This is a genomic window from Natrinema versiforme JCM 10478 (assembly GCF_000337195.1).
Classification (GTDB): Archaea; Halobacteriota; Halobacteria; order Halobacteriales; family Natrialbaceae; genus Natrinema; species Natrinema versiforme.
This window is the reverse complement of record NZ_AOID01000064.1, coordinates 1-21,044: the sequence shown is the minus strand read 5'-3', so window position 1 is coordinate 21,044 and position 21,044 is coordinate 1. Positions and strand designations below refer to the sequence as shown.

The following is a 21,044-nucleotide window of genomic DNA, read 5'->3' as shown; positions in this document are numbered from 1 at the left end:
TCGGACCCCGTCGACTGATTACCAACCGAGATCAACAGTACGCTTCCGGCTCTCTGTGGATCATGTCCCTCCATTCGTCCCCACCCGAGTTCTCCCTGGTTTATATTGAGGTTCAATATCACAGGTGAACTGTTTTTAATAGGTATGTCAATTGCTGTCTTGTATGACACAGTGGGACGAATCACAAACGCAGGCAGTGAGTTCAGATATCACGGAGAAGTCAAACGCATTACCGGCGAAGTATTTTACTGAACCGGAGTACCTCGAGGTAGAGAACGAGAAGGTGTTCGGCGAGTACTGGGTATACGCCGGCCACGCCAACTGCATCAAGGAATCAGGCCAGTACTTCACCCGGACGATCGGCGGTCGGCAACTGATCGTCGTCCGCGGTCACGATGGGGATATCAAGGCGTTCGACAACGTCTGTGCCCACCGCGGCTCGAAGATGGTCGACGACACGCCGATGACCGATCCCGGTGATGCAAAGCGAATCAAATGTCCATACCATCTCTGGACGTACGACCTCGAGGGGGAACTCAAAAGCACGCCCAAGAGCTTCGACGAAGCCGGTCTGAACCCCGACCTCGAGGACGAGGAAGTCCAAGAGTTCGACGCCGAAGCGAACGCCCTGAACGACGTCCACGTCGACACCATCGGCCCACTGATCTTCGTGAACCTGAGCGAGGATCCGATGCCGTTGGCTGAACAGGCCGGCGTCATGAAAGACCGTCTCGAGGCACTCCCGCTCGGAGAGTACGAACACGCGACCCGAATCGTCTCGGAGGTCGAGTGTAACTGGAAGGTGTTCGCGAGCAACTACTCGGAGTGTGACCACTGCCAGGCCAACCACCAAGACTGGATCAAGGGCATTTCGCTCAACGAGTCAGAGCTCGAGGTAAACGATTACCACTGGGTGCTTCACTACACCCACGCCGAAGACGTCGAGGACGAGATGCGGATCCACGACGAACACGAAGCACAGTTCCACTACCTCTGGCCGAACTTCACGGTCAACATGTACGGCACCGCCGACGGCTACGGCACCTACATCATCGATCCGATCGATACCGATCGGTTCCAGTTGATCGCGGACTACTACTTCCGCGACAGTGAACTCTCCGACGAAGAGCGGGAGTTCGTCCGCACCAGCCGCCAGCTCCAGGAGGAGGACTTCGAGCTGGTCGAACGCCAGTGGGAAGGGCTCAAGACCGGCGCGCTCGCACAGGCCCAACTCGGCCCCAACGAACACACCGTCCACAAGTTCCACCAGCTCGCNCGCCAGTGGGAAGGGCTCAAGACCGGCGCGCTCGCACAGGCCCAACTCGGCCCCAACGAACACACCGTCCACAAGTTCCACCAGCTCGCACAGGAGGCATACGACTCGTGATCACACCGACGACCGACCAGCGCTCACCAGCACTCGAACCAGAATCAGCTATTCGATACCTATGAGCACGCAAGACCAAGCACCGTACGTTGCGGCCTGTCCGGAGTGTGATGTCGATCTACGAACCGAGACGCCGAACGAGATCGTCGAGTTCTACCGGCGTCACTATCGCGTGACGGGACACGACGTGGAGTTCGAACGGGCACAGATAGATGCGGCCGAGGACGTCACGAGCGACGATCTCAAGGACGTCATCTGGGAGCTACAAGAGCAGTACGAGAACGGCGTCCCGATCGGCGTCGTCGCGGCAGTAATGTCCGACCACGGGTCCTCGATCGGTGAGACGTTAGACGAGATCCACGATGTGCGGATGACCGGCGGCCTGTACGAACCCCAGGACGATTACCTCGGTGCGTTCTGATCGACTGCTTTCGTTCGTCCCCCGGACACCGGCTCGCGTTCGATTTGAAACGCTAGATGTCTCGGCTCTTCGTCGCCGCTCGTCGCGACAGTTACTCCTCTCGGTCGGTCGTGTCCGTCTCGGGCCACTTCTCGTCGGGATCGACCGATTCCACCGCGCGAACGAGCTCGTCTTCGGTGTAGTCGCGGTCCTCGAGTCGCATACTCCGGATCCGCCACTGGCGGCTCAGTTCCGGTTCGCCCTCGGGGCCGACTCGCCCGCCGTGTGTCCTGAAGAACGCGCCGCCGCGGCCGAGCCGCTTTCCCTCGTAGGTGTGTTGGTCGAAGACAGCGTCGTACGTTCCGCCGGGCTCGAGTTCGTCGCCGGGATGGTCGTAGCGAGGCTCGCGGCCCTCCTCGCGTGCGGCAGCGCGTTCTTCGGAGAGTTCGCCGAAGTAATCGTCGGCGTGTGCGGCCTCCCGAGACGACGGTGCTCGAGCGGCCGCCAATGCCGCGTGGACCGCACAGAGCCGTCCGCGCCAGGAGTCCGGCGACCACCGTTCGTTGGCCAGTTCCTCGTACCGAGCCACCGTGAGCGCGACCTCGTGCCCGGCGCGCAAGTCCTCGACGACGTAGAGATTGATTCGGTCCCAGAAGTTCCAGGCGTATCCCGAGCGGACCAGTTCCCACGCGGCCCACGCCGCGATCTCCTCGTCGGATCGCCGAACCGCCTTCTGGAGGAGACTCGAGACGACGTAGCGGTTCGCCCCGGATTTGGTTTCGTTCTCCTCGAGTTCGTCGCCGAAGTCGTCGCGCTCGGGTCCGGAGTCGGAATCGTCGTCCGTCGCATCCGTCTCGTCGGTCCGGAGCTCGCCCTCGGTGCCGAACGTGGCTTGTTTTCTGTCGTCCATACTCGGTTCTCTCGTCCGTCGACCGAAATAGTTGACTGCTCCAACCGACGGCCGGGCACCGACTCACGCCGGCCGACCGTCCCCGACGATCGGGATCAGCATCGCGCTGATCGCGAACTGACTGAGCCCGCGGCCGGATCGAGCGAATCGGGTGCGCTCGTCAAACCCATCGTATTGGGAAGACAATCACTTGAGTTTACGAACGCCGCGAAGCAGTGAGTGGTCTCCATGACGCCTCGTTTCCACGCGAACACGGGCGCAGCAGCCGATTCGCGTTCGCGGAACCGAACTGATTTCGAACACGGTAGCGATTCGAACCGTTTTGTCGGTATATTCACTACCGTATGATATGCTCCGAGATCATGCCGACGCGGCTATGTGGTCCTCCGATTACGAAATCGGATTTCTCGTCGATCGCAGCTGGTGACATGCCGGGCCGGTTGACCGGGAAGTACCGCCAGAGCGCTGTACGGAAGAGAACTCGCGGTTCGGACCTCAGTTTCTACTCGTCGTGTTGACTCAAGCCTCGAGGATCGGGTCGAACAGTCAACTGGCGACAGTGTGCTCTTCTCCCGGTCTCAGTTTTCAATTCGGTGACCGGCCGCTATTCGGCTCTCTCCGTCCGACTACGGTGCACGGTCTACCTCGACAATCCAATTACATACATATTTTTGTAATCCCATGCGTTATGACTGCTGTCTCACTGGCGAACGCGACTACAGACGGGGCTACTCCGCTTCATCAATATAATAGGTAATATCTACCGCTGATACCCCACATAACAGACTGAACTGTACCGTCGAAAAGGTGCCTCTGAGGGAGTGATAGTCTCGGTCGCCTTCAACCAGACGTCTCTAGCATAGTTTTCTGTTCGCCTCGTTCGCTCGTAGTCGGTGTGCTCGTCATGACGGCGTCGGCCGGAGATTTTCCGTTCCATCAACGAAAAGTGCGATTTCAAAGATGTTGTGTTTCACAATCCCATCTCGCGAAGGGTTCACGTGCGACAGTAACCTCTAGACAGACAGACGTTCCTCTGTACCGCTGAGTTCGAGTGGATTGAGGGCCAACGGGACCAGAAGACCCCGATCGTCGATCCGCTCCGAGCACCAACACGTGCCAGTGATCGTACATCGGCGTGGATCGTTCGCCCGGTTCGACTCATCTATTTGCAGTTTGGGCGGTGCATCCCGGGCCCGCTGCCACCCCGGCATGTGATACTCGTAGCGGTGCGAAATGACAGGGCGGCTGCATCGGAGAGGCGCTGTACTTGACAATATGAGACACGTGCCATCGGCGGATTCGCGGTCACGGTAGCTAGTCATGACGCCGAAACCAGGCTGTTTCTACTCTTCGATAAGTGTGGACGACAGTAGATTTCTCATTCCTCGGCGCAGACGGCCGCTCATCGCTGTCGAAGAGACGCCGACTTCGTCGGCAACGTCCTCGAGCGACATTTCACGCGGTTCGCTGAAGTATCCCTTTTCGTACGCGATCTCGAGAGCTTTCTGTTGCTCTTCTGTCAAGCCGAACGAGCTCTCGGAGCCGCCCTTCCGTTTTTCGTAGAGTTCAAGCAAACTGAAACTGATGTCGTTCTCCCTCGCACGTTCCCACACCGTGTGAAGCGCGTTTCGGCTCGGTAGCTGTGCCTGAATGAGCCATCCTTTATCTTTCGTCTCTGCTTGCAGGAGGAACCCGTTCACTTGGGTTACAGCCGGGCTGATAAGTTTGGCTTCATCTGTATGCTGTATATTGTATATGTTTGTGCCGTCATTCGTATCTATCCGTTCGTAATCGCTCACAGTATGGTCTGCGTCGAGTGCGGCTTCTAGCTCGTCGATATCGTCGTACTCGATCACGAACGGGAACGTACCGGAGTTCGGATCAGTCGTCGCTTGGTGGATCACCCGAATATTTACGCCATCGAGTTCGTGCAGCGTCGGAACGAGTGCTATATTTTCGTGTTCGATGTATGATTTTGCTGTTATTGGCATTGTAGTATCCGGTTTCTGCTCGAAGAGGTATGAACGGAATCGCTGGTCGAATACCGTATCGAACTGCCTGTTTGTTGCTGTCCAAAGACTATTGCTCTCATTATTGAAGGGATGCTCACAATCAAACTACGTCCTGTGTCGGTAACAACGCTCTGAGAACATAAATTACTATGATATGACGGGCCCGCTTCCGGAAGCGCGGCGGAGCAGTTCAGTATACCGGTATCGTTATTTAGGGTTGAACCCAAGGGAAGAGCATGCGACGATCCGTTTTTTGTACCGTGAGTAAATCCATCTGGACCCGGTATGCCAACGCGAGTTCGACAGATAGCTGATGTCTGCTGACGATAGTCGGACGTGCAAGATAGACCGCGTGTGCGAGAAGTGGGGGCTCGACGGCGCCGACACGATGCTACGGGAACGGCGACAGCATGCCGATGCGAGCCTTCGAGACCTCGAGCGGGACTTCAACCAGCGAGTTCTCGAGGCCGCGATGCGAACTGCCAGAATGGAAATAGTCGAGGGTGAAGTCGAAAATATATATCACCTTCTCACTGCTGACGACGTGAGTTCGGGTTCGAGAGTCGAAGTAACGGACCGACTCAGACGATCGGGGGTAGATCCGGAAGCAGTCAGGGCGGACTTTGTGAGCTATCAGACGATCCGGACGCATCTACAAGACTGTCTCGGAGTGGACACGTCTCACGATCCGAGTGTGACTATCCCCGACGCAAAAAATACGGTATTCAAACTATTATCTCGGACGGAGGTCATCACCGAACGGACGATCGACCGGCTTCGCTCTGCGGATCATGTACGCATCAGCGACGTGGACGTGACGTTGAGCCTCCGAATCGCCTGCACGAGGTGTGGAGAGGAGTATACGTTCTCTCGGCTTCTGGAACGGGGCCGTTGCAACTGTGCTGCTGATTCCGAGGAATGACTGTTTGCATAAGATTGAAGATTATGGAGTTTTAGTATTCGGGTAGTGAAGTGTCGCATACTATCGAATTCTGAACTACCATGTCATATAATAATACGACACCGACCGATCATACTGCCGTAGAACTCGGTGATCTTCGTATCCGCGTTCGGAACATCGGGGGGATATCAGAGGGCGAAGCGACGCTCTCACCCGGCGTCACGCTGCTCTCGGGAGAGAACGCGTCGAACAAATCGTCCTTTTTACGCGCACTTTCTGCTGTTCTCGGAGGGAACGGTCCGAAATTGAAGAGCGATGCCGACGAGGGGTACATCGAACTCGAGACCGACCACGACGACTACGACGTCACTGTAACGACGAAGGACGGTAAATCGGTTGTCTCCGACGCTAACCGCGTATCCGATCGGAAGCAACTCTGTGAACTGTTCGTCTCGCTCGATGAGACGAACCCCGTTCGACGAGCGATCGTCAACGATGACGATTTGTATGACCTATTGATGAGACCGATCGATACCGAGGAGATCGAATCGGAGATCGATCGGCTGCAGACCAGAAAAAACGAGATCGATAGCCGCCTCGAAGAAGTAGACCGGATGGAAGATCGTCTTCCGACGCTCCAGACGGAAGCCGAGAGCGTGCAAGCAAAGATACGGACCGTCGAGGACTCGCTGGAGACAAAACGCGAGGTTATCGAGCAAAGAGATGGGAGCGGCGGGACAGACGAGGGACAAGAGATACTCGAGGAACTCAAACAGAAACGCACGGAGCGGGAGACGATCCGAGACCGAATCAGGACACAAAAAGCGGCGTTGGCATCGCTTCGTGACGATCTCGATGAAAAATCGGAGAAATTGGCTGAGCTGCAATGTACCGACGAGACGCAGGACCTCGACGAGATCGAAACCGAGATCGAGCAGTTCCACCACCAAAAGCAGCAGTTGACGACGACGATCAACGCGCTGAGTCCGATCGTAGAGATGAACGGACAACTGCTGGACGATGAGACCGATATCCCGGATCAGATGACGTCCGACGATATTATCAGCGAACTCGATCCGACGACCCGGACGATCACGTGCTGGACGTGCGGGAACACCGTCGAACGGTCGGAGATCGCAGAGCAGGTCCGGGTCGTCAAGGAGATTCTCGACGAAAAACGGACCCAACAGCGTATGATCACTGATCGGATCGAGTCGCTCAAACACCGGAAACAACAACTCGAAGAGCAACGCGAGAAGCGCACCCGGCTCACAGACAGCAAACAGTCGATCGACAAAGAGATCACGCACCGAGAGCAGCAACTCGAGGAGCTCGAGGATGATCGGGCGTCGCTCCAGAGCGAGATCGAAGAGCTGCAAACGAAGGCCGAAGCAATCGATGAGGAAAACGATGAACTCGTCGAACTACACGGCGAGGTGAGCGATCTCGAGTACAAACGCGGCCAGCTCGAGAACGAACTCGCCGACATCGAGACGGAGATCGAACGGATCGAGTCAGCACGCGCCGACCGTGACGATCTCGAGGCCGAGCGCGAGTCCATATCCAAGCAGCTTCAGGAACAGCGCGATCGGATCGAAACGATCGAGCGCGATCTCGTGTCTGCGTTCAACAAATCGATGCAGCAGGTGATCGACGAGTTAGCGTACGAAAACATCGAGCGCGTGTGGATCGAACGGCTCACCGATACGACGGGGCGATCGACTTCGCGGACCGATTTCGAACTACACGTCGTGCGGTCGACTGCCGATGGGGCTGCCTACGAGGATACGATCGACACGCTGAGCAAAAGCGAACGCGAAGTTATCGGTCTCGTCGTCGCGCTCGCTGGGTATATCGCACACGACGTGAGCTCGGAGCTCCCGATCGTCGTCATCGATGCCGTCGAGATGCTCGACGCGGACCGTATTTACGGCCTCCTGACGTATTTCGAACAGCACGCTGACTACGTCGTCGCAGCGGTTCTCCCCGAGGAAGCCGACGAACTCGACGCCAGGTTTCCGTCTATTCTTCCCACCTCGTCGTTCGATACAGTAACGTAAGTACGGGCGTCGTCTCGATCGATTTCCCGCCTCGGCACTCGTCTCGTCTTCCTACCGATCTGTGGTGGCCATTTCTCGAACCGTCCGGATCGCAGCGGCGTTCTCCGCGACGTCGTGGACGCGGACGATATCTGCACCTCGCTCGGCCGCCATCGTCGTCGTTGCGACCGTTGGCAGGAGTCGCTCGTCGAGACTGCAGTCAACGCGCTCGAACATGGACTTGTGGGAATGGCCGACCATGATCGGGCAACCGAGAGCGCGGAGTTCACCCAGCCTGTCGACTAACTCGAAGCACTCCGTGGCGGACTTGCCGAAGCCGAGTCCGGGATCGACGATGATCTGATCGCGATCGAGTCCCGCCCGTTCGGCGAGCAACACTCGTTGGCTGAGTTCACGGATGACGTCCTCGACGACATCATCGTACGTCGTCGATCGGTCCGGATCGACCGGGGCATCGACGCTGTGCATTACGACGACCGGCACGTCGTGGTCGGCAGCGACAAACCGCATGTCCGGATCCGCCAGCCCGGAGACGTCGTTGATGATGTCTGCACCCGCCTCCAGGGCGGCGTCTGCGACAGCCGCCCGTCTCGTATCAATAGAGACCGGCACGTCCGTCCCGGAGATGCGTTCGATAACCGGGATCACGCGCTCGATTTCCTCTTCGACCGTAATCGGATCGGCTCCGGGCCGAGTACTCTCGCCACCGACATCGACGATGTCCACGCCCGAGGAACTCATTTCACGGAATCGTTGGACGGCGTCTTCCACCTGATCGTACTGGCCACCGTCGTAGAAACTGTCCGGAGTGACGTTCAGGATACCCATGACTGCCGTGTCAGCATCCCAGGGATACCGGTCGGCCTCCTCGCCATCGCTGATGACCTCTCCGAACCGTTCCGAAACGTACGAAAGTCCCAGCTCACTGTTCTCGATCGCGTCGGCCAGACGTTCGTACTGGGCGACGGTTCCGGAGAGGACGACGGAGACATGTCTCCCAGGAGACGCGATCTCCGAGACGACACACGTCCCACCGATAGATTGCATCGTCTGCTGTAGATACGCCGCCTGCTTCTCTCGCAATCGGGTTTTGAACGTATGGGTGACAGTGTCTTTAGCGACGTGGTTAGTGAACCCATCCTGAACGGAGGCTTCGGAGAGAATCGATCGCGCAGCGTCGAGTGTCTCGACTTGTTTCGGGATCTGGAGCTGCGTCCACCGATCGCGGGCTTCGGCAACGACGTACAGCGAACCAGTGACGAGCACGCAGTCGTCGCCGTCTGCCGACTCGAGCGCCCGTTCGACCGCCGTCTGTACCGTCTCGTCCTGCTGGATCCGGGTTGCAGACGTCTCGAACGCGCCCGTCAGCGTGTCGAAGGACGCGGCCCGGCTCACAGCCGGCTGACAAAGGTGAAGCACGTCCGATTCAGGCAATGCTGCTGCCATTCTCGAGTGGTCCTTCTCTTTCATCGCGCCGAAGACGAGGTGGAGTCCATCGAACTCGTACCGGTCGACGAGATCGCTGAGCGTCTCGCATGCGGCCGGGTTGTGAGCACCGTCGAGGATCACCAGCGGGTCGGTCGACATCACTTCGAACCGGCCGGGCCAGTGGGCACTGCGGAGTCCGCGCTCGATCGCCCCGGTCTCGACGTTGGCTACTTGGCGGGCGAGAGTCGCCGCTATTCCGGCGTTCGTCGCCTGGTGCTGGCCGAGCAACGGACTGTTCGTCGAGACCGTCCACTCCGGACCACGTATCGAGACGGTCGTTTCGACCTGCGAGGTCATTTCGCCCTCTCGAGCGATGATGTCGGCCTCGGCTTCGCCCACAGTAACGACCGCCGTTTCGGTTCGGATCGCCTCGAGCGCGTCGCCAACGGCACTCGTTACGAGCCGTTTTCCGTCCGGTGAGACTTGGGCTTTGTCTCGGGCGATCTCTTCGACCGTTTCGCCGAGGACATCGGTGTGCTCGAGGCTCACGTTCGTGACGGCACTGGCCACCGGCTCCACGACGCTCGTCGCATCGTGCCGACCGCCGATACCGACTTCGAGGATCGCGACGTCGACGTCTTGGCTGGCAAAATACTGGAGTGCGAGGACGGTAAGCACCTCGAAGTACGTCGGGGAGTCACCGTCGCCGCGCAGTCGAGAGAGAGACGGTTTGATTTCCTCGGTGAACGATCGGACGAAGTCCTTCGAGACTTTTTGTCCGTTGGTCCGGATCCGCTCGCGGAAGTCGTTCAGGTCCGGCGACGTGTACAGACCGACATCGAGGTCGGCCTCCCGCAGTACCCGTTCGAGCATCACCGCCGTGCTCCCTTTCCCGTTCGATCCCGCTATCTGGACGCAGTCGACCCCCTCGTGTGGGTTTCCGAGAGCGGATAGCATCCTCGCGGTCGTCTCCGTCCCGAGTTTTGGGCGGGAGCGGTCCAGACTTTCCAGATAGTTGACTGCCTCGTGGTACTCCATGTCAAATACGGGTTCGGTATCGGTATTAATGTATTGCCACACCGTTATTTCGGCCGGCTACGTCGACGATTTAGTGCCTCTACCGCGAAAATAGTCCTCGAGTCACGGTCGGCTCTACGCAGCATCCACAGAATGTAATTTATTTTTAATATTAGGGTTGGGATCATCGTTGTTCCGTCACCGATCCGAAGTCGCTTTTCGAACCGTCTCTGTTGGCCGTCCGACTCCGTCTTCTGAAAGAGTACATCGGTGAATCGGGTCTCGCAGTACGCGCACCGTGTTGTTTATCAGAGTGTGTGGCAAGACCACACTATGGCCACCGATTCGACGACCAATTTAGCGGCCACAGAGCCGTACGTGACGGAGTTCGAGGCGACCGTTCGTTCCGTTGACGGTCGTGCGGTCCGCTTGGACCGGACGTACTTCTACCCGGAGGGTGGCGGGCAACCGGCCGACGGCGGAACGCTGGACGGGATTGACGTCATCGACGTGCAGAAACGAGACGGGGAACTCATCCATACTCTCGCGACCGAGCCTGGCTTCGAGGCAGACGAGGCTGTCACGGGTCGCATCGACGAAGCGTTCCGAACCTACTGTATGCGAGCGCACACGGCGAGTCACGTGGTGTACGGTGCGGGACGGAAACTGTTCGAGGATCCCGGATACGGCGGGTTCGGTATCGGGTCGGAGAACGTTCGCCTAGACTTCGAAACTGACCGCGATCCGGACGACGTGAACGCGATCACGTTCGAGCGACTGGTGAACGAGGTAGTCTGGGACTCTCGAGACGTCACGTGGAACGAAATGGACAGTGAACGCGCCCGTCAGCGCGAGGACGTGGTTTTCAATCTGACCGACAACAGCGAACAGTCCGAGACAGTTCGCGTGGTCGAGATCGATGACTGGGATATCGCGGCCTGCGGCGGGACGCACGTACAAAATACCAACGAGATCGGGCCAATAGCGGTTCTGGATGTCTCGAATCCGGGGGCTGACCTCATCCGCGTCGAGTACGCCGTCGGCCCCACAGCGATCCAAACGCGGATCGATGAGCGAAAGAACGCAAAGCGTGCGGCGGACGTACTGGATACGAGCGTCGAGGATCTCCCGGAACGCGCGACCAGTCTCGTACAGGAGACCGCGTCTCTCGAGGAAGAGATCGATCAGTTACACGAGCGTCTGTTGGAAGGACACCTAGAGACCCTAGCGGACGAAGCCGTCTCGAAGAACGGTGACGATTGGATAGTCGGCGAAGTCGAGGGGATGGGGCCGAACGACGTTTCCGAGCGAGTCAGAGACCTCGCTGGAGACGCGGGAGACGTGATCGCACTGACCGGCGTCAACGGTGATTCGTTCCTGGTCGTCGCGACGACCGGCGACCCTGACGCCAGCGAGGTCGTCGACGATGTCACAGCGGAGTTCGGCGGTGGCGGCGGTGGCGGTTCGACCTTTGCACAGGGCGGTGGGTTGGACGAAGAACCGGCGACCGTCGTCGAATATCTCAGGGAGCAGGCGTAATCGCTTCGCGTACCCCTGTCTGGAGCGACTGCGCGTCCGCCGTCTCAGTGTCCCGGACAGCGTACGCCTTCCTTCTCGAGCTGTCAGGATATTTCGATATAGTGCGACGCCGAAACACATCGTATCCCCGCCCTTTCAGGAGGAACAAAGTTAATTACCGGAGGACGGGAAGTAGTGTCCGAAATGCCTCTCAAAGACCGCGAGACGTCCGTTTCGGTGGCCGACAGATCACTGCGACGTAACTGGGAAGCGCCGCTCGACTCACACCGGACGAAGACGAGTGGAACGACCGACGACGGTAGCCGGAGGGAGCTGGTATGACTCGCGAGTGGACCGAGATAACGGTCGTCGGCGAAGACGATACCGGCCTCATCGCCGAGGTGACCTCCTTCCTTTTCGAGCGCAACGCCAACATTGTAGACCTCGACCAGGCCGTTCGGGACGGGACGTTCCGGATGACGATGGAGGTCGATACGACGGAAATGGTCACGACGCAACCGAAGTTCCAAGCGGACCTCGAGGACCTCTGTGATGGGTTCGGCGTCGACGTGCAGGTGCGGTTCCCATCCGACTGCGAGAACCAGTCCGTTGCCGTCCTCGTCACCAAGGAGAGCCACTGTCTCGAAACGTTGCTCGAGGCCTGGAATAGCGGCGAACTGGACGCTGACATCGAGGTCGTCATCGGGAACCATGACGATCTGCAGCCGCTCGCGGCCCAATACGACGTTCCCTTCCACGATATCGGAGACGAGAAGGGGACCCCAGACGAAGAAGAGCTTCTCGACAGGCTCTCGGAATACGACATCGATCTGATCGCGCTGGCTCGCTACATCCGTATCCTCTCGCCCGAAGTCGTCTTCCGCTACGAGAGTCGGATCATCAACGTCCATCCGAGTCTGCTTCCGGCGTTCCCCGGTGCCGCCGCGTACAGACAGGCGCTCGAAGAGGGAGCCCGTATCGCCGGTGTCACCGCCCACTACGTCACGACCGATCTCGACCAGGGACCGATCATCACCCAGCGGGCGTTCAACATCCCTGCGGATGCGACGGAGGCAGACCTCAAGCAGCGAGGCCAGCCGCTCGAAGCCGACGCCCTCCTCGAAGCGATACGGCTTCATCTCGACGACGAACTCGACGTCCAGTTCGGACGCACCGAGCTCGAAAATCCCGAGGAGGCCGACGCGCAACTCGGCGCGCCCGAGGAACTCGACCGACTGATCCCCGATCAGCCGGTCGACGGCTTCGATGCGGTGGCTGCCAGCGAACCGGATGAGACGGCAACGGCGGACGACTGACTCACGGTGTCTTTCAACGCCGACACCGAGGTCCGTCGAAGCGGCAATGAGAGTAGATTGCGGTCCCCTATTGGGCTACACGGACTGGGTCGTTTCTCCCGTTCTCCGCATCATATAAGATAGATAATCTGTTGAGGATGGCGCGGTCGAGTCTGTCGGGACGTGCCAGCGTTCCGAGCGCTATGCCGGCCCCAGACACAGAACGACGATACCGGCACCTGTCGCTCCGATATCGAAGGAGCTCACGAGCCACCACTCGTGCCGTCGACGGGAGATTCATTAGACGTCGAGACGAGATGACAGACGAAATGGTCACGTCTCCAGCCGAGATCCCGATCACCGTTATCAGCGGCCCGCTGGGTGCGGGCAAAACGACGCTGGTCAATCGACTGCTGAACAACCCCAACGGGAGTCGAATCGCCGTCATCGTCAACGATATGGGCGAGATCAACGTCGACGCGGAGTTGATCGCCGACGAGACGGAGGACGGTGTCGTCGACCTCTCGAACGGCTGTATCTGCTGTCGACTCCAGGACGACCTCGTCGCGCAGGCGACGCGATTAGCCGAGGAGCGCTCGTTCGACTACCTCGTCATCGAGGCGTCAGGAATCAGTGAACCGATTCCCATCGCCCGGACGCTCACGACGGGGACGGAAGCGGACAGCCTTCCGGACCGGTTCCGACTCGATACGACAGTCTCGGTCGTCGACGCCTATGGCTTCTGGAAAGCGTTCGATTCGGACGAATCCCTCCCGGATGCTGCCCCGGATCCGGAGCGGCCGCTGACCGAGGTGTTAGTCGACCAGATCGAATTCTGCGACGTCTTGCTGTTGAATAAGTGTGATATGGTGCCCGAGGAGACGCTGGACGCTATCGAGGCCGCCATCGGCGAACTCCAGCCGCGTGCGACGCTGCATCGAACGACGTACAGCGATGTCGACTCGAGTGCCGTTCTCGACACGGGATCGTTCGACTTCGACGCGGCACGGCGACAGCAAGGCTGGAAGCAAGCCTTGGCCGGAGACACAGCGAACGAGCATCCGGATCACGACCACGGTGACGATGCCGTTTCGGCGGCCGAGGCACACGGCGTCGAGTCGTTCGTCTATCGTCGAGAGCGTCCCTTCCACCCCGAACGGTTCGACGCGTGGCTCGACGACTGGGACGGCGAGATCATCCGTGCGAAAGGATTCGCGTGGGTAGTGAGTCGCCCGGAGACGGTTCTCGGGGTGAGTCAGGCCGGTCCGTCCGTCCAGGCTGGGCCGATCGGCGAATGGGGAGACGACGAGCCGGCGACACGGTTAGTGTTCATCGGTAGCGACATCGACGAGGCGGCCGTGACAAACGAACTCGACGACTGTCTGGCGACAGCTGACGAACAGACCGACGAGTACGCTACCGATCCCTTCCCCCGCGAATCTGCTTGATTTCCGCTCGAGACCGATCCGTTTGGTGGTCGGTTCAACACCAAGAGATCCACACAGTCGACGTTTAGAATCCGGTGATTCCTGATACGCGGGACGGCGTTCGATCAGTTCACACACCGTTTCAGTGGCTCTGTAGGGAACAGTATTCCACAGCGTGCTGTGTCAGCAGAGCACGAGAAGGCGTAGTAATGCTAAAAAACGGAGGCGTCCAATCGTGCGAGGGTTATGGTTCCAGTAGAACCTTCGTGACACCTTCCTCGCGGTTATCGAATTTCTCGTACATCTCCGGTGCCTCCTCCAGGTCGACGCGGTGTGAGACGGCCCAGCTGGGATCGGCACGCCCTTCGATGATCATGTCGCGGAGTTCGCGATTGTACTCCTTGACGTTGCACTGACCGGTACCGAGCGCCTGTCCCTTCTCGAAGAGGAGCCCGAAGTCGATGCCGAGACGGCCCTGTGCGGCCATGTCGTCCGGTGCGCCGGGATCATCGGGGACGTACAATCCCGGAATCCCGAGTTCACCGGTCGGTCGGACCGTCCGGATGAGATTGTTAATGACGACAGCCGGGTTCTCGCGAGCGGGGTCGTACGCACCGTCGCCTTCCTTGTCCGGGTCGATCGCCTGGTATCCGACGGCGTCGACGCCCTTGTCCACGCCGCCGCCGTGGATGTCCTTGATCTGTTCGACCGGGTCACCCTCCTCGAAGTTGATCGGCGTCGCGTCACAGTGTTCCTCAGCCAGTTCGAGGCGGCTGGGAACGCGGTCGACGACGTAAATCTCTGCGGCACCCTTGAGCTTGGCGCTGTAGGCCGCCATCAGGCCCACCGGGCCAGCGCCGTAGATCGCGACGGAGTCACCGGACTCGAGGTTGGCGAGTTCCGTACCGTGCCAGCCGGTCGGGAAGATGTCCGCGAGCAGTGCAAAGGAGTCCTCGTGTTCGTCACCCTCGGGCAGCTTGAGCGCGTTGAAGTCCGCGTACGGAATGCGGAGTTGCTCGGCCTGACCGCCCTGATACGGCCCCATCGCGACGTAGCCGTACGCGCCGCCGGCGAAGCCGGGATTGACGTTCGTACAGAAGCCGGTGTAGCCGTTCTCGCAGTTCTCACAGAAGCCACAGGCGACGTTGAACGGCGCGACGACGCGGTCGCCCTCCTCGAGGGAGGTCACCGCATCGCCGACCTCGGTCACGATTCCCATATTCTCGTGTCCGAATACGATCCCTGGCTCTGCGGCCGTCCGCCCCTCGTACATGTGGAGGTCGGACCCGCAGATGCACGTCGTCGTGATGTCGATTACGACATCGTTCGGGTGCTCGATTTGCGGCTCCTCGACTTCTTCGACCGATACCTCGCGTTCGCCTTTGTAGACAACGGCATCCATTGACATTGATCGAAATCTCCACTCTCACCTGCGAGCGGGCGACATTTATATTCAATGTATATGGGAGTGGTTAGAATACAACATGTGAGATCTACAACCGCTAGTGGGAGAGGGACGGTCTATTTTCCCATGAGTTTCGGGTACGCTTCTCGAATAACTGACACAAGGAGTCAGGGCGTCGCTATTCGAGTCCCGGATGCGGTGTATTGAACAGGAGGGTAGTCAGTGCCGACAGCAGCGACGTGCTGTTGACGACTGGTTGCGCGACGACGACAGCGGACAGGGTCGTCCCAACAATACTAGAAGTTCTGTTTGAGCCACGGAATCAACTGTGGCCTCGTGTGCTCTCTGTCGAACGCTCTGGTCGCCGGTGTGTACAGCAACCTCTTTTGCCGGGATCCTTCCTCGTTCGCTTCGCTCACTCGGGCGAACCCCGGCAAAATCCGTTGATGCCAAAAAGCCGCCGTCGCGGGGTTTCACCCCGCTCCGGCGGTGAATCGCTCGCGTTACTCACGGATGCTCGTTTATTGCATACCGTTCAATAAGCCGCTGGACTAATTGCTCCGTCTCCTCGCAACGGGTCCGGTGTCGAAAGCAAATTGGACAGAGTCGACGTTGGTCCCGGCCGACTACACCACAACCCCGACCGCCGTGCTCCACTTGCGGGTAGCTCTAGTGCTCTCCGTTCCGCCCGAAAAACAGTCCGTCAGCTTAGTTGTTGTACGCTTCCTGTGCGAGCTGGTGGAACTTGTGGACGGTGTGTTCGTTGGGGCCGAGTTGGGCCTGTGCGAGCGCGCCGGTCTTGAGCCCTTCCCANTCCTGTGCGAGCTGGTGGAACTTGTGGACGGTGTGTTCGTTGGGGCCGAGTTGGGCCTGTGCGAGCGCGCCGGTCTTGAGCCCTTCCCACTGGCGCTCGACCAGTTCGAAGTCCTCTTCCTGCAGTTGCCGGCTCGTCCGGACGAACTCCCGCTCTTCGTCGGAGAGCTCACTGTCGCGGAAGTAGTAGTCCGCGATGAGTCGGAAGCGGTTGGTGTCGATTGGTTCGATGATGTAGGTGCCGTAACCGTCGGCGGTGCCGTACATGTTGACCGTGAAGTTCGGCCAGAGGTAGTGGAACTGCGCCTCGTGTTCGTCGTGGATCCGCATCTCGTCCTCGACGTCTTCGGCGTGCGTGTAGTGAAGCACCCAATGGTAGTCGTTTACCTCGAGTTCGGACTCGTTGAGCGAGATGCCCTTGATCCAGTCCTGGTGGTTGGCCTGACAGTGGTCACACTCCGAGTAGTTGCTCGCGAACACCTTCCAGTTACATTCGACTTCCGAACTGATCCGAGTGGCGAGTTCGTACTCCTCGAGCGGGAGTGCCTCGAGCCGGTCTTTCATGACGCCGGCCTGTTCGGCCAGCGGCATCGGATCCTCGCTCAGGTTCACGAAGATCAGTGGGCCGATACTGTCGACGTGAACTGACTCCGGTTCGTCGAGAGCGTCCGGATCGACCTGTTTGGGATCGGTCATCGATGCGTCTTCGAGGAGCGCCGCGCCGTCGCGAGCCGAGAAGTTCTCGACGGCGCGGATCTCACCGTCGCCGTCTCGAGCGATGATCAGATCACGGCCGCCGATGGTCCGCGTGAAGAACTGGCCGGGCTCGCTGATGCTGTTCACGTGGCCGGCGTAGATCCAGTACTGACCGAACACCTTCTCTTTCTCCATCTCGAAGACGTCGTCTTCGGTGAAGTATCGAGCCGGCAACGCGTTTGATTTGTCCGTGATGTCCGAACTGACAGGCTTCGTCTTGGCGTCGTTCCACTGCGTCATACAGTACCACAATTGAGCGAATTAGTAAAAAGGGTTGGCCAGTTATATAGAATCCCATTATATGGCCGGTCGTGGCATCGGTGAACGATATCGATGTCGGACTGAAATACGCTATAGACGATCGGTACCGATTCGTATTTCACAGACGGTTCATTTCTGCCGGGTTTCGAACCAACCTGTCTGTCGATGGGGAGACGTTCATACCCCTTCTATCGGGTCGACCGCCACGGCTATCGAAGGCACGTGATCAACTCCGAAAAACGAGAAGGGATATCGAACCAGCCGATCAAAACCGATCGCAATTCGTGTAGATATCAAATGGGTGTGTACATAATCTATATGATATAGAGCCAGGCGTAGCTTAGCGGGGGACGGAATATATCGGAAACGAAGAGGTGATACCGGCGACCGATTCCCACCGGTATCGGTCGTCTCTCACGGTCCACTTTGAGATACCGATATCTTTCCGTGCACGGCGATATGTACTTCTCACCCGGTATTTCGGACCGTTATCTCGAGCGGATCGTGATCCGGAACGCTTTAGCTATCGTATTCTCCATCAGTGGACTGTCGATATCGCCCTACTATACCGTGCCACCGCGCTCGTGCTTCGCTGTAAAATCGCCGGGTAGTAACAGTCTAAATAGATGTTTGTTAGTATATGTGAGTGGGGAAAGAACCATATGGTTATGAAAATACCGCTCGTGGGTACAGCGGGTAAAATAGTAGGGTAGTATATTCTATGCGATTCTACAGATCCGACCCACTCTCAAGAGCACAGTCTGACCGCCGCAGATCGAGAGATTACATCAATATGTGTGTAAACAGAGTGTGCCACATCGTATAGAACGGATAGTCGAGAAGAACCTCTCGAGAGTTCTCGGGGGGAAACGGTTGGTACGAAGCGGTCCGGAAAACGCTCATCTCGATCCGGATACTCGATTCGATGCTCCGAATCGGTGCTAGTGGCGTTCTCCCCGGACCGATCTCCCCACTCATACGGTGCGAGCGATCGCTGGCCGCGTTTCGAATGCATGAATGATTAAGATTACTATATTTTGTGGATCGGCGAGGTGGTGTGGTAGCGATTCTCATTCGTCCGATAACTGCTTCCGAGGACCCGATCGGGATCGGTATTTCGATTTGAGAAACGCTTAATTGGTGTGCCATGTATTAGCAACACATATGATGGACCAACCGAAGGATCCGACACTGAAAACGACTGCTCGCTCGCTGGCGTTGATCGATCGAGTACGGGAACACGGTGGCGCGAACCTCCCGCTGCTCGCCGAGGATTTGTCGCTCGCTAAGAGCACGGTATACAAGCACCTGAGTACCCTCTACGAATGCGGCTATTTGGTGAAAGAAGGCGACGAGTACCACATCGGTCCGAAATTCCTCGGCTTAGGCGAACACGCCCGGAGCCGAAAGAGGGGATACCAGGTCGCGGATGACGCCGTGAGAGAACTGACGGACGCGACCGACGAAGAGATCGATTTCGTAATCGAGGACCACGGCCGCGTCGTCACGATCTCGGAATCGTACCACAAGTGGGTGAAGTACCCCGACGACAGCAACTCGAGCCGCTACCGTGCTCGAATGGGGACGTATTACCACATGCACGCGACCGCTTCCGGGAAGGCGATTCTCGCTGAATTAGGCCGGGACCGGACCGAAGCGATCCTCGATCGGTGGGGACTACCGGCGAACACGGATAACACGATCACCGATCGTCGAACCCTCTTCGAGGAACTCGAGCGCGTCGACGATCGGGGATATTCGATCGACAACGAGGAATTCACCGAGGGACTGCGCAGCGTCGGAATGGCGGTCGATCAACCGGACGGCCCTCCCATCGGTGCGATGAGCGTCTCGGGGCCGAGCTATCGCATTACCGATGAGGTAATCGAGCAGAATATCGTGCCGGCGCTCGAGCGGACTGTCAAATCGTTCGAACAGCGGGTGGCAAACGACCGTAGTGACGGGACGTAGCGGACCGAACGGGGCGTGTCGGAGTTCTCTGCCGGATCGAACGCGATTCCGTCCGAGACGATCGACTCGCGATTCGATGGTCGACGCTACTCGAGGTCCGTTTCCACATTCGAAACGCGACGGTCAGGGTACTGTTCGGTCAGCGAATGCGAATTGTCCGGGCGTTTAGCGGGGACGTTAGAAGCGAGATCGTCTCCCTCGAGCAGCTGGTAGATTGAGTGATTCGATTGGCCGATTACGTCGCGAACAGGGCTCTACCGGGCACTCAGACGCAAGTACGGCGTTCGTGAAACTGGGGCCGGAATCGACCTGACACCAAGATTTATATACTGAAATATGGAAACTGTGGCTGGAATGGGAGAGAAAGACTACCATGCGGATAGAGCGATGTCAACAGACGCCACGTCTATGGGATCACCCGGCATTCACGGTACGAAACGCGAGGGTGAGCGCCGATGAGCCTCGGCGACTACACGCTTACCTTCCCGATCTGGGTCGAATTCGGGAACGGATCCAGCGAGAATATCGGATCGATCGTCGAGTCACAGAGTTGGGAGAAGGCACTGATCGTCACGGATCAGGGGATCCTCGACGCCGGCTTAGTCGACGGGATCGAAACGTCGCTCGCTGCCGAAGGCATCGAGTACGCGACCTACGACGGCGTCGAGCCCAATCCGACAGTCGGAATGGTCAACGAAGCAACCGAACTGTTGGAGAAAGAGGGCTGTGACTTCATCGTGTCCGTCGGCGGCGGAAGTTCGATCGACGTCGGAAAGGGAGCGTCGCTGATGGCCACCAATCCGGGAGAGATCGCCGATTACGAAGTGACGTCGGCCGAGGAGGTACTGGAGGAACCGATCGAGAACCACCCCCTCCCGCTGGTGACGGTACCGACGACCGCCGGAACCGGCAGCGAGGTCGATTACTGGGCCGTGATCACCGACGAGGAACGCGAGTTCAAGATGGCCCTCGGCCAATCGCCGCAGTACCCGGGCGGACCGTACCTGGGTGCCGAAATTTCGCTTGTCGATCCCGCCTTGACGGAGACGCTCCCGCCGAGACAGACCGCCGCAACCGGCTTCGACGCCTTCTCCCACGCGCTCGAGAATCACGTGTCCTCCGCCCGCCCGCCCCTCGTCGAACCGCTGACCAAACACGTGATGGGACTCGTCTCGGAGCACCTCCCCGCCGCCTACGAGGACGGTGAGATGGCGGCACGCGAGCAGATGATGTTCGGCTCTCACGTGGCGGGGATCTGTGAGAACTTCGCCGGATTCGGCGCGATCCACTCCCTGGCCGAAACGACCGGCGGAATGTATCCCGAAATTCCACACGGAGAGGCCATCGCCGCGTACACGCCTGCAGTGATGCGATACAACATCGAAGCCGTTCCCGGACGATACGCCGAAGTCGCCGAAGCGATGGGCGTGGACGTGTCCGGGGTATCCGACGAGGAGGCCGCGAGGGAAGCGGTGGATGCCGA

At 58.7% G+C, this 21,044-nt stretch carries 14 protein-coding genes; 9 read left to right on the top strand and 5 right to left on the bottom strand.

All coding sequences use genetic code 11. The features are described 5' to 3' along the window. The first annotated feature begins 163 nt into the window (after positions 1–163). Positions 164–1,387 carry an aromatic ring-hydroxylating oxygenase subunit alpha gene (locus C489_RS19840; RefSeq protein ID WP_006433175.1) on the top strand — a complete coding sequence of 408 codons (1,224 nt, stop codon included), beginning with the start codon at positions 164–166 and terminating at the stop codon, positions 1,385–1,387. A gap of 61 nt (positions 1,388–1,448) precedes the next feature. Then, positions 1,449–1,808, top strand: a complete 360-nt coding sequence (locus tag C489_RS19835; protein WP_006433174.1) for a hypothetical protein — start codon at positions 1,449–1,451, stop codon at positions 1,806–1,808. 91 nt (positions 1,809–1,899) lie between these two features. On the opposite strand, the gene C489_RS19830 is transcribed toward C489_RS19835, so the two are convergent. Further along, the gene (locus C489_RS19830; protein WP_006433173.1) at positions 1,900–2,697 is read right to left on the bottom strand and encodes a hypothetical protein; all 798 of its coding nucleotides are present in this window, start codon (positions 2,695–2,697) and stop codon (positions 1,900–1,902) included. Between the two features lie 1,343 nt (positions 2,698–4,040). Next, positions 4,041–4,688 (bottom strand): helix-turn-helix domain-containing protein, encoded by a 648-nt coding sequence (locus C489_RS19825; RefSeq protein WP_006433172.1) that lies wholly within the window; start codon positions 4,686–4,688, stop codon positions 4,041–4,043. Positions 4,689–5,022: 334 nt separating this feature from the next. On the opposite strand from C489_RS19825, the gene rdfA reads away from it, so the two are divergent. Together rdfA and C489_RS19815 are read left to right on the top strand one after the other, a co-directional pair. Then, complete coding sequence (gene rdfA / locus C489_RS19820) at positions 5,023–5,631, top strand: rod-determining factor RdfA (RefSeq protein ID WP_006433171.1); 609 nt, start codon at positions 5,023–5,025, stop codon at positions 5,629–5,631. Between the two features lie 80 nt (positions 5,632–5,711). Next, positions 5,712–7,670: an archaea-specific SMC-related protein gene (locus tag C489_RS19815; protein ID WP_006433170.1), complete on the top strand. Its 1,959-nt coding sequence runs from the start codon at positions 5,712–5,714 to the stop codon at positions 7,668–7,670. A gap of 51 nt (positions 7,671–7,721) precedes the next feature. Here C489_RS19815 and folP read toward each other — a convergent pair whose 3' ends face one another. Further along, positions 7,722–10,136 (bottom strand): dihydropteroate synthase, encoded by a 2,415-nt coding sequence (gene folP, locus C489_RS19810; protein ID WP_006433169.1) that lies wholly within the window; start codon positions 10,134–10,136, stop codon positions 7,722–7,724. Between the two features lie 312 nt (positions 10,137–10,448). On the opposite strand from folP, the gene C489_RS19805 reads away from it, so the two are divergent. From C489_RS19805 to C489_RS19795, 3 genes are all read left to right on the top strand, one after another. Next, on the top strand, positions 10,449–11,654 hold the full coding sequence (locus tag C489_RS19805; protein WP_006433168.1) for an alanyl-tRNA editing protein: 1,206 nt from the start codon (positions 10,449–10,451) through the stop codon (positions 11,652–11,654). 317 nt (positions 11,655–11,971) lie between these two features. Next, entirely contained in the window at positions 11,972–12,949 is a 978-nt protein-coding gene (locus C489_RS19800; protein WP_006433167.1) for a formyltetrahydrofolate deformylase, read from the top strand. 296 nt (positions 12,950–13,245) lie between these two features. After that, entirely contained in the window at positions 13,246–14,376 is a 1,131-nt protein-coding gene (locus C489_RS19795; RefSeq protein WP_006433166.1) for a CobW family GTP-binding protein, read from the top strand. A 223-nt stretch (positions 14,377–14,599) separates the two neighbouring features. Here C489_RS19795 and C489_RS19790 read toward each other — a convergent pair whose 3' ends face one another. Both C489_RS19790 and C489_RS19785 read right to left on the bottom strand, forming a co-directional pair. Next, positions 14,600–15,757 carry a glutathione-independent formaldehyde dehydrogenase gene (locus C489_RS19790; RefSeq protein ID WP_006433165.1) on the bottom strand — a complete coding sequence of 386 codons (1,158 nt, stop codon included), beginning with the start codon at positions 15,755–15,757 and terminating at the stop codon, positions 14,600–14,602. A 711-nt stretch (positions 15,758–16,468) separates the two neighbouring features. Continuing rightward, positions 16,469–17,569, bottom strand: a complete 1,101-nt coding sequence (locus tag C489_RS19785) for an aromatic ring-hydroxylating oxygenase subunit alpha (RefSeq protein ID WP_006433164.1) — start codon at positions 17,567–17,569, stop codon at positions 16,469–16,471. Positions 17,570–18,754: 1,185 nt separating this feature from the next. Between C489_RS19785 and C489_RS19775 the strand changes: the two genes are divergently transcribed. Beyond that, positions 18,755–19,561, top strand: a complete 807-nt coding sequence (locus C489_RS19775; protein WP_006433163.1) for an IclR family transcriptional regulator — start codon at positions 18,755–18,757, stop codon at positions 19,559–19,561. Between the two features lie 455 nt (positions 19,562–20,016). After that, positions 20,017–21,044: iron-containing alcohol dehydrogenase (locus tag C489_RS19770; protein WP_006433162.1), on the top strand; the 1,028-nt coding region annotated here is incomplete at its 3' end.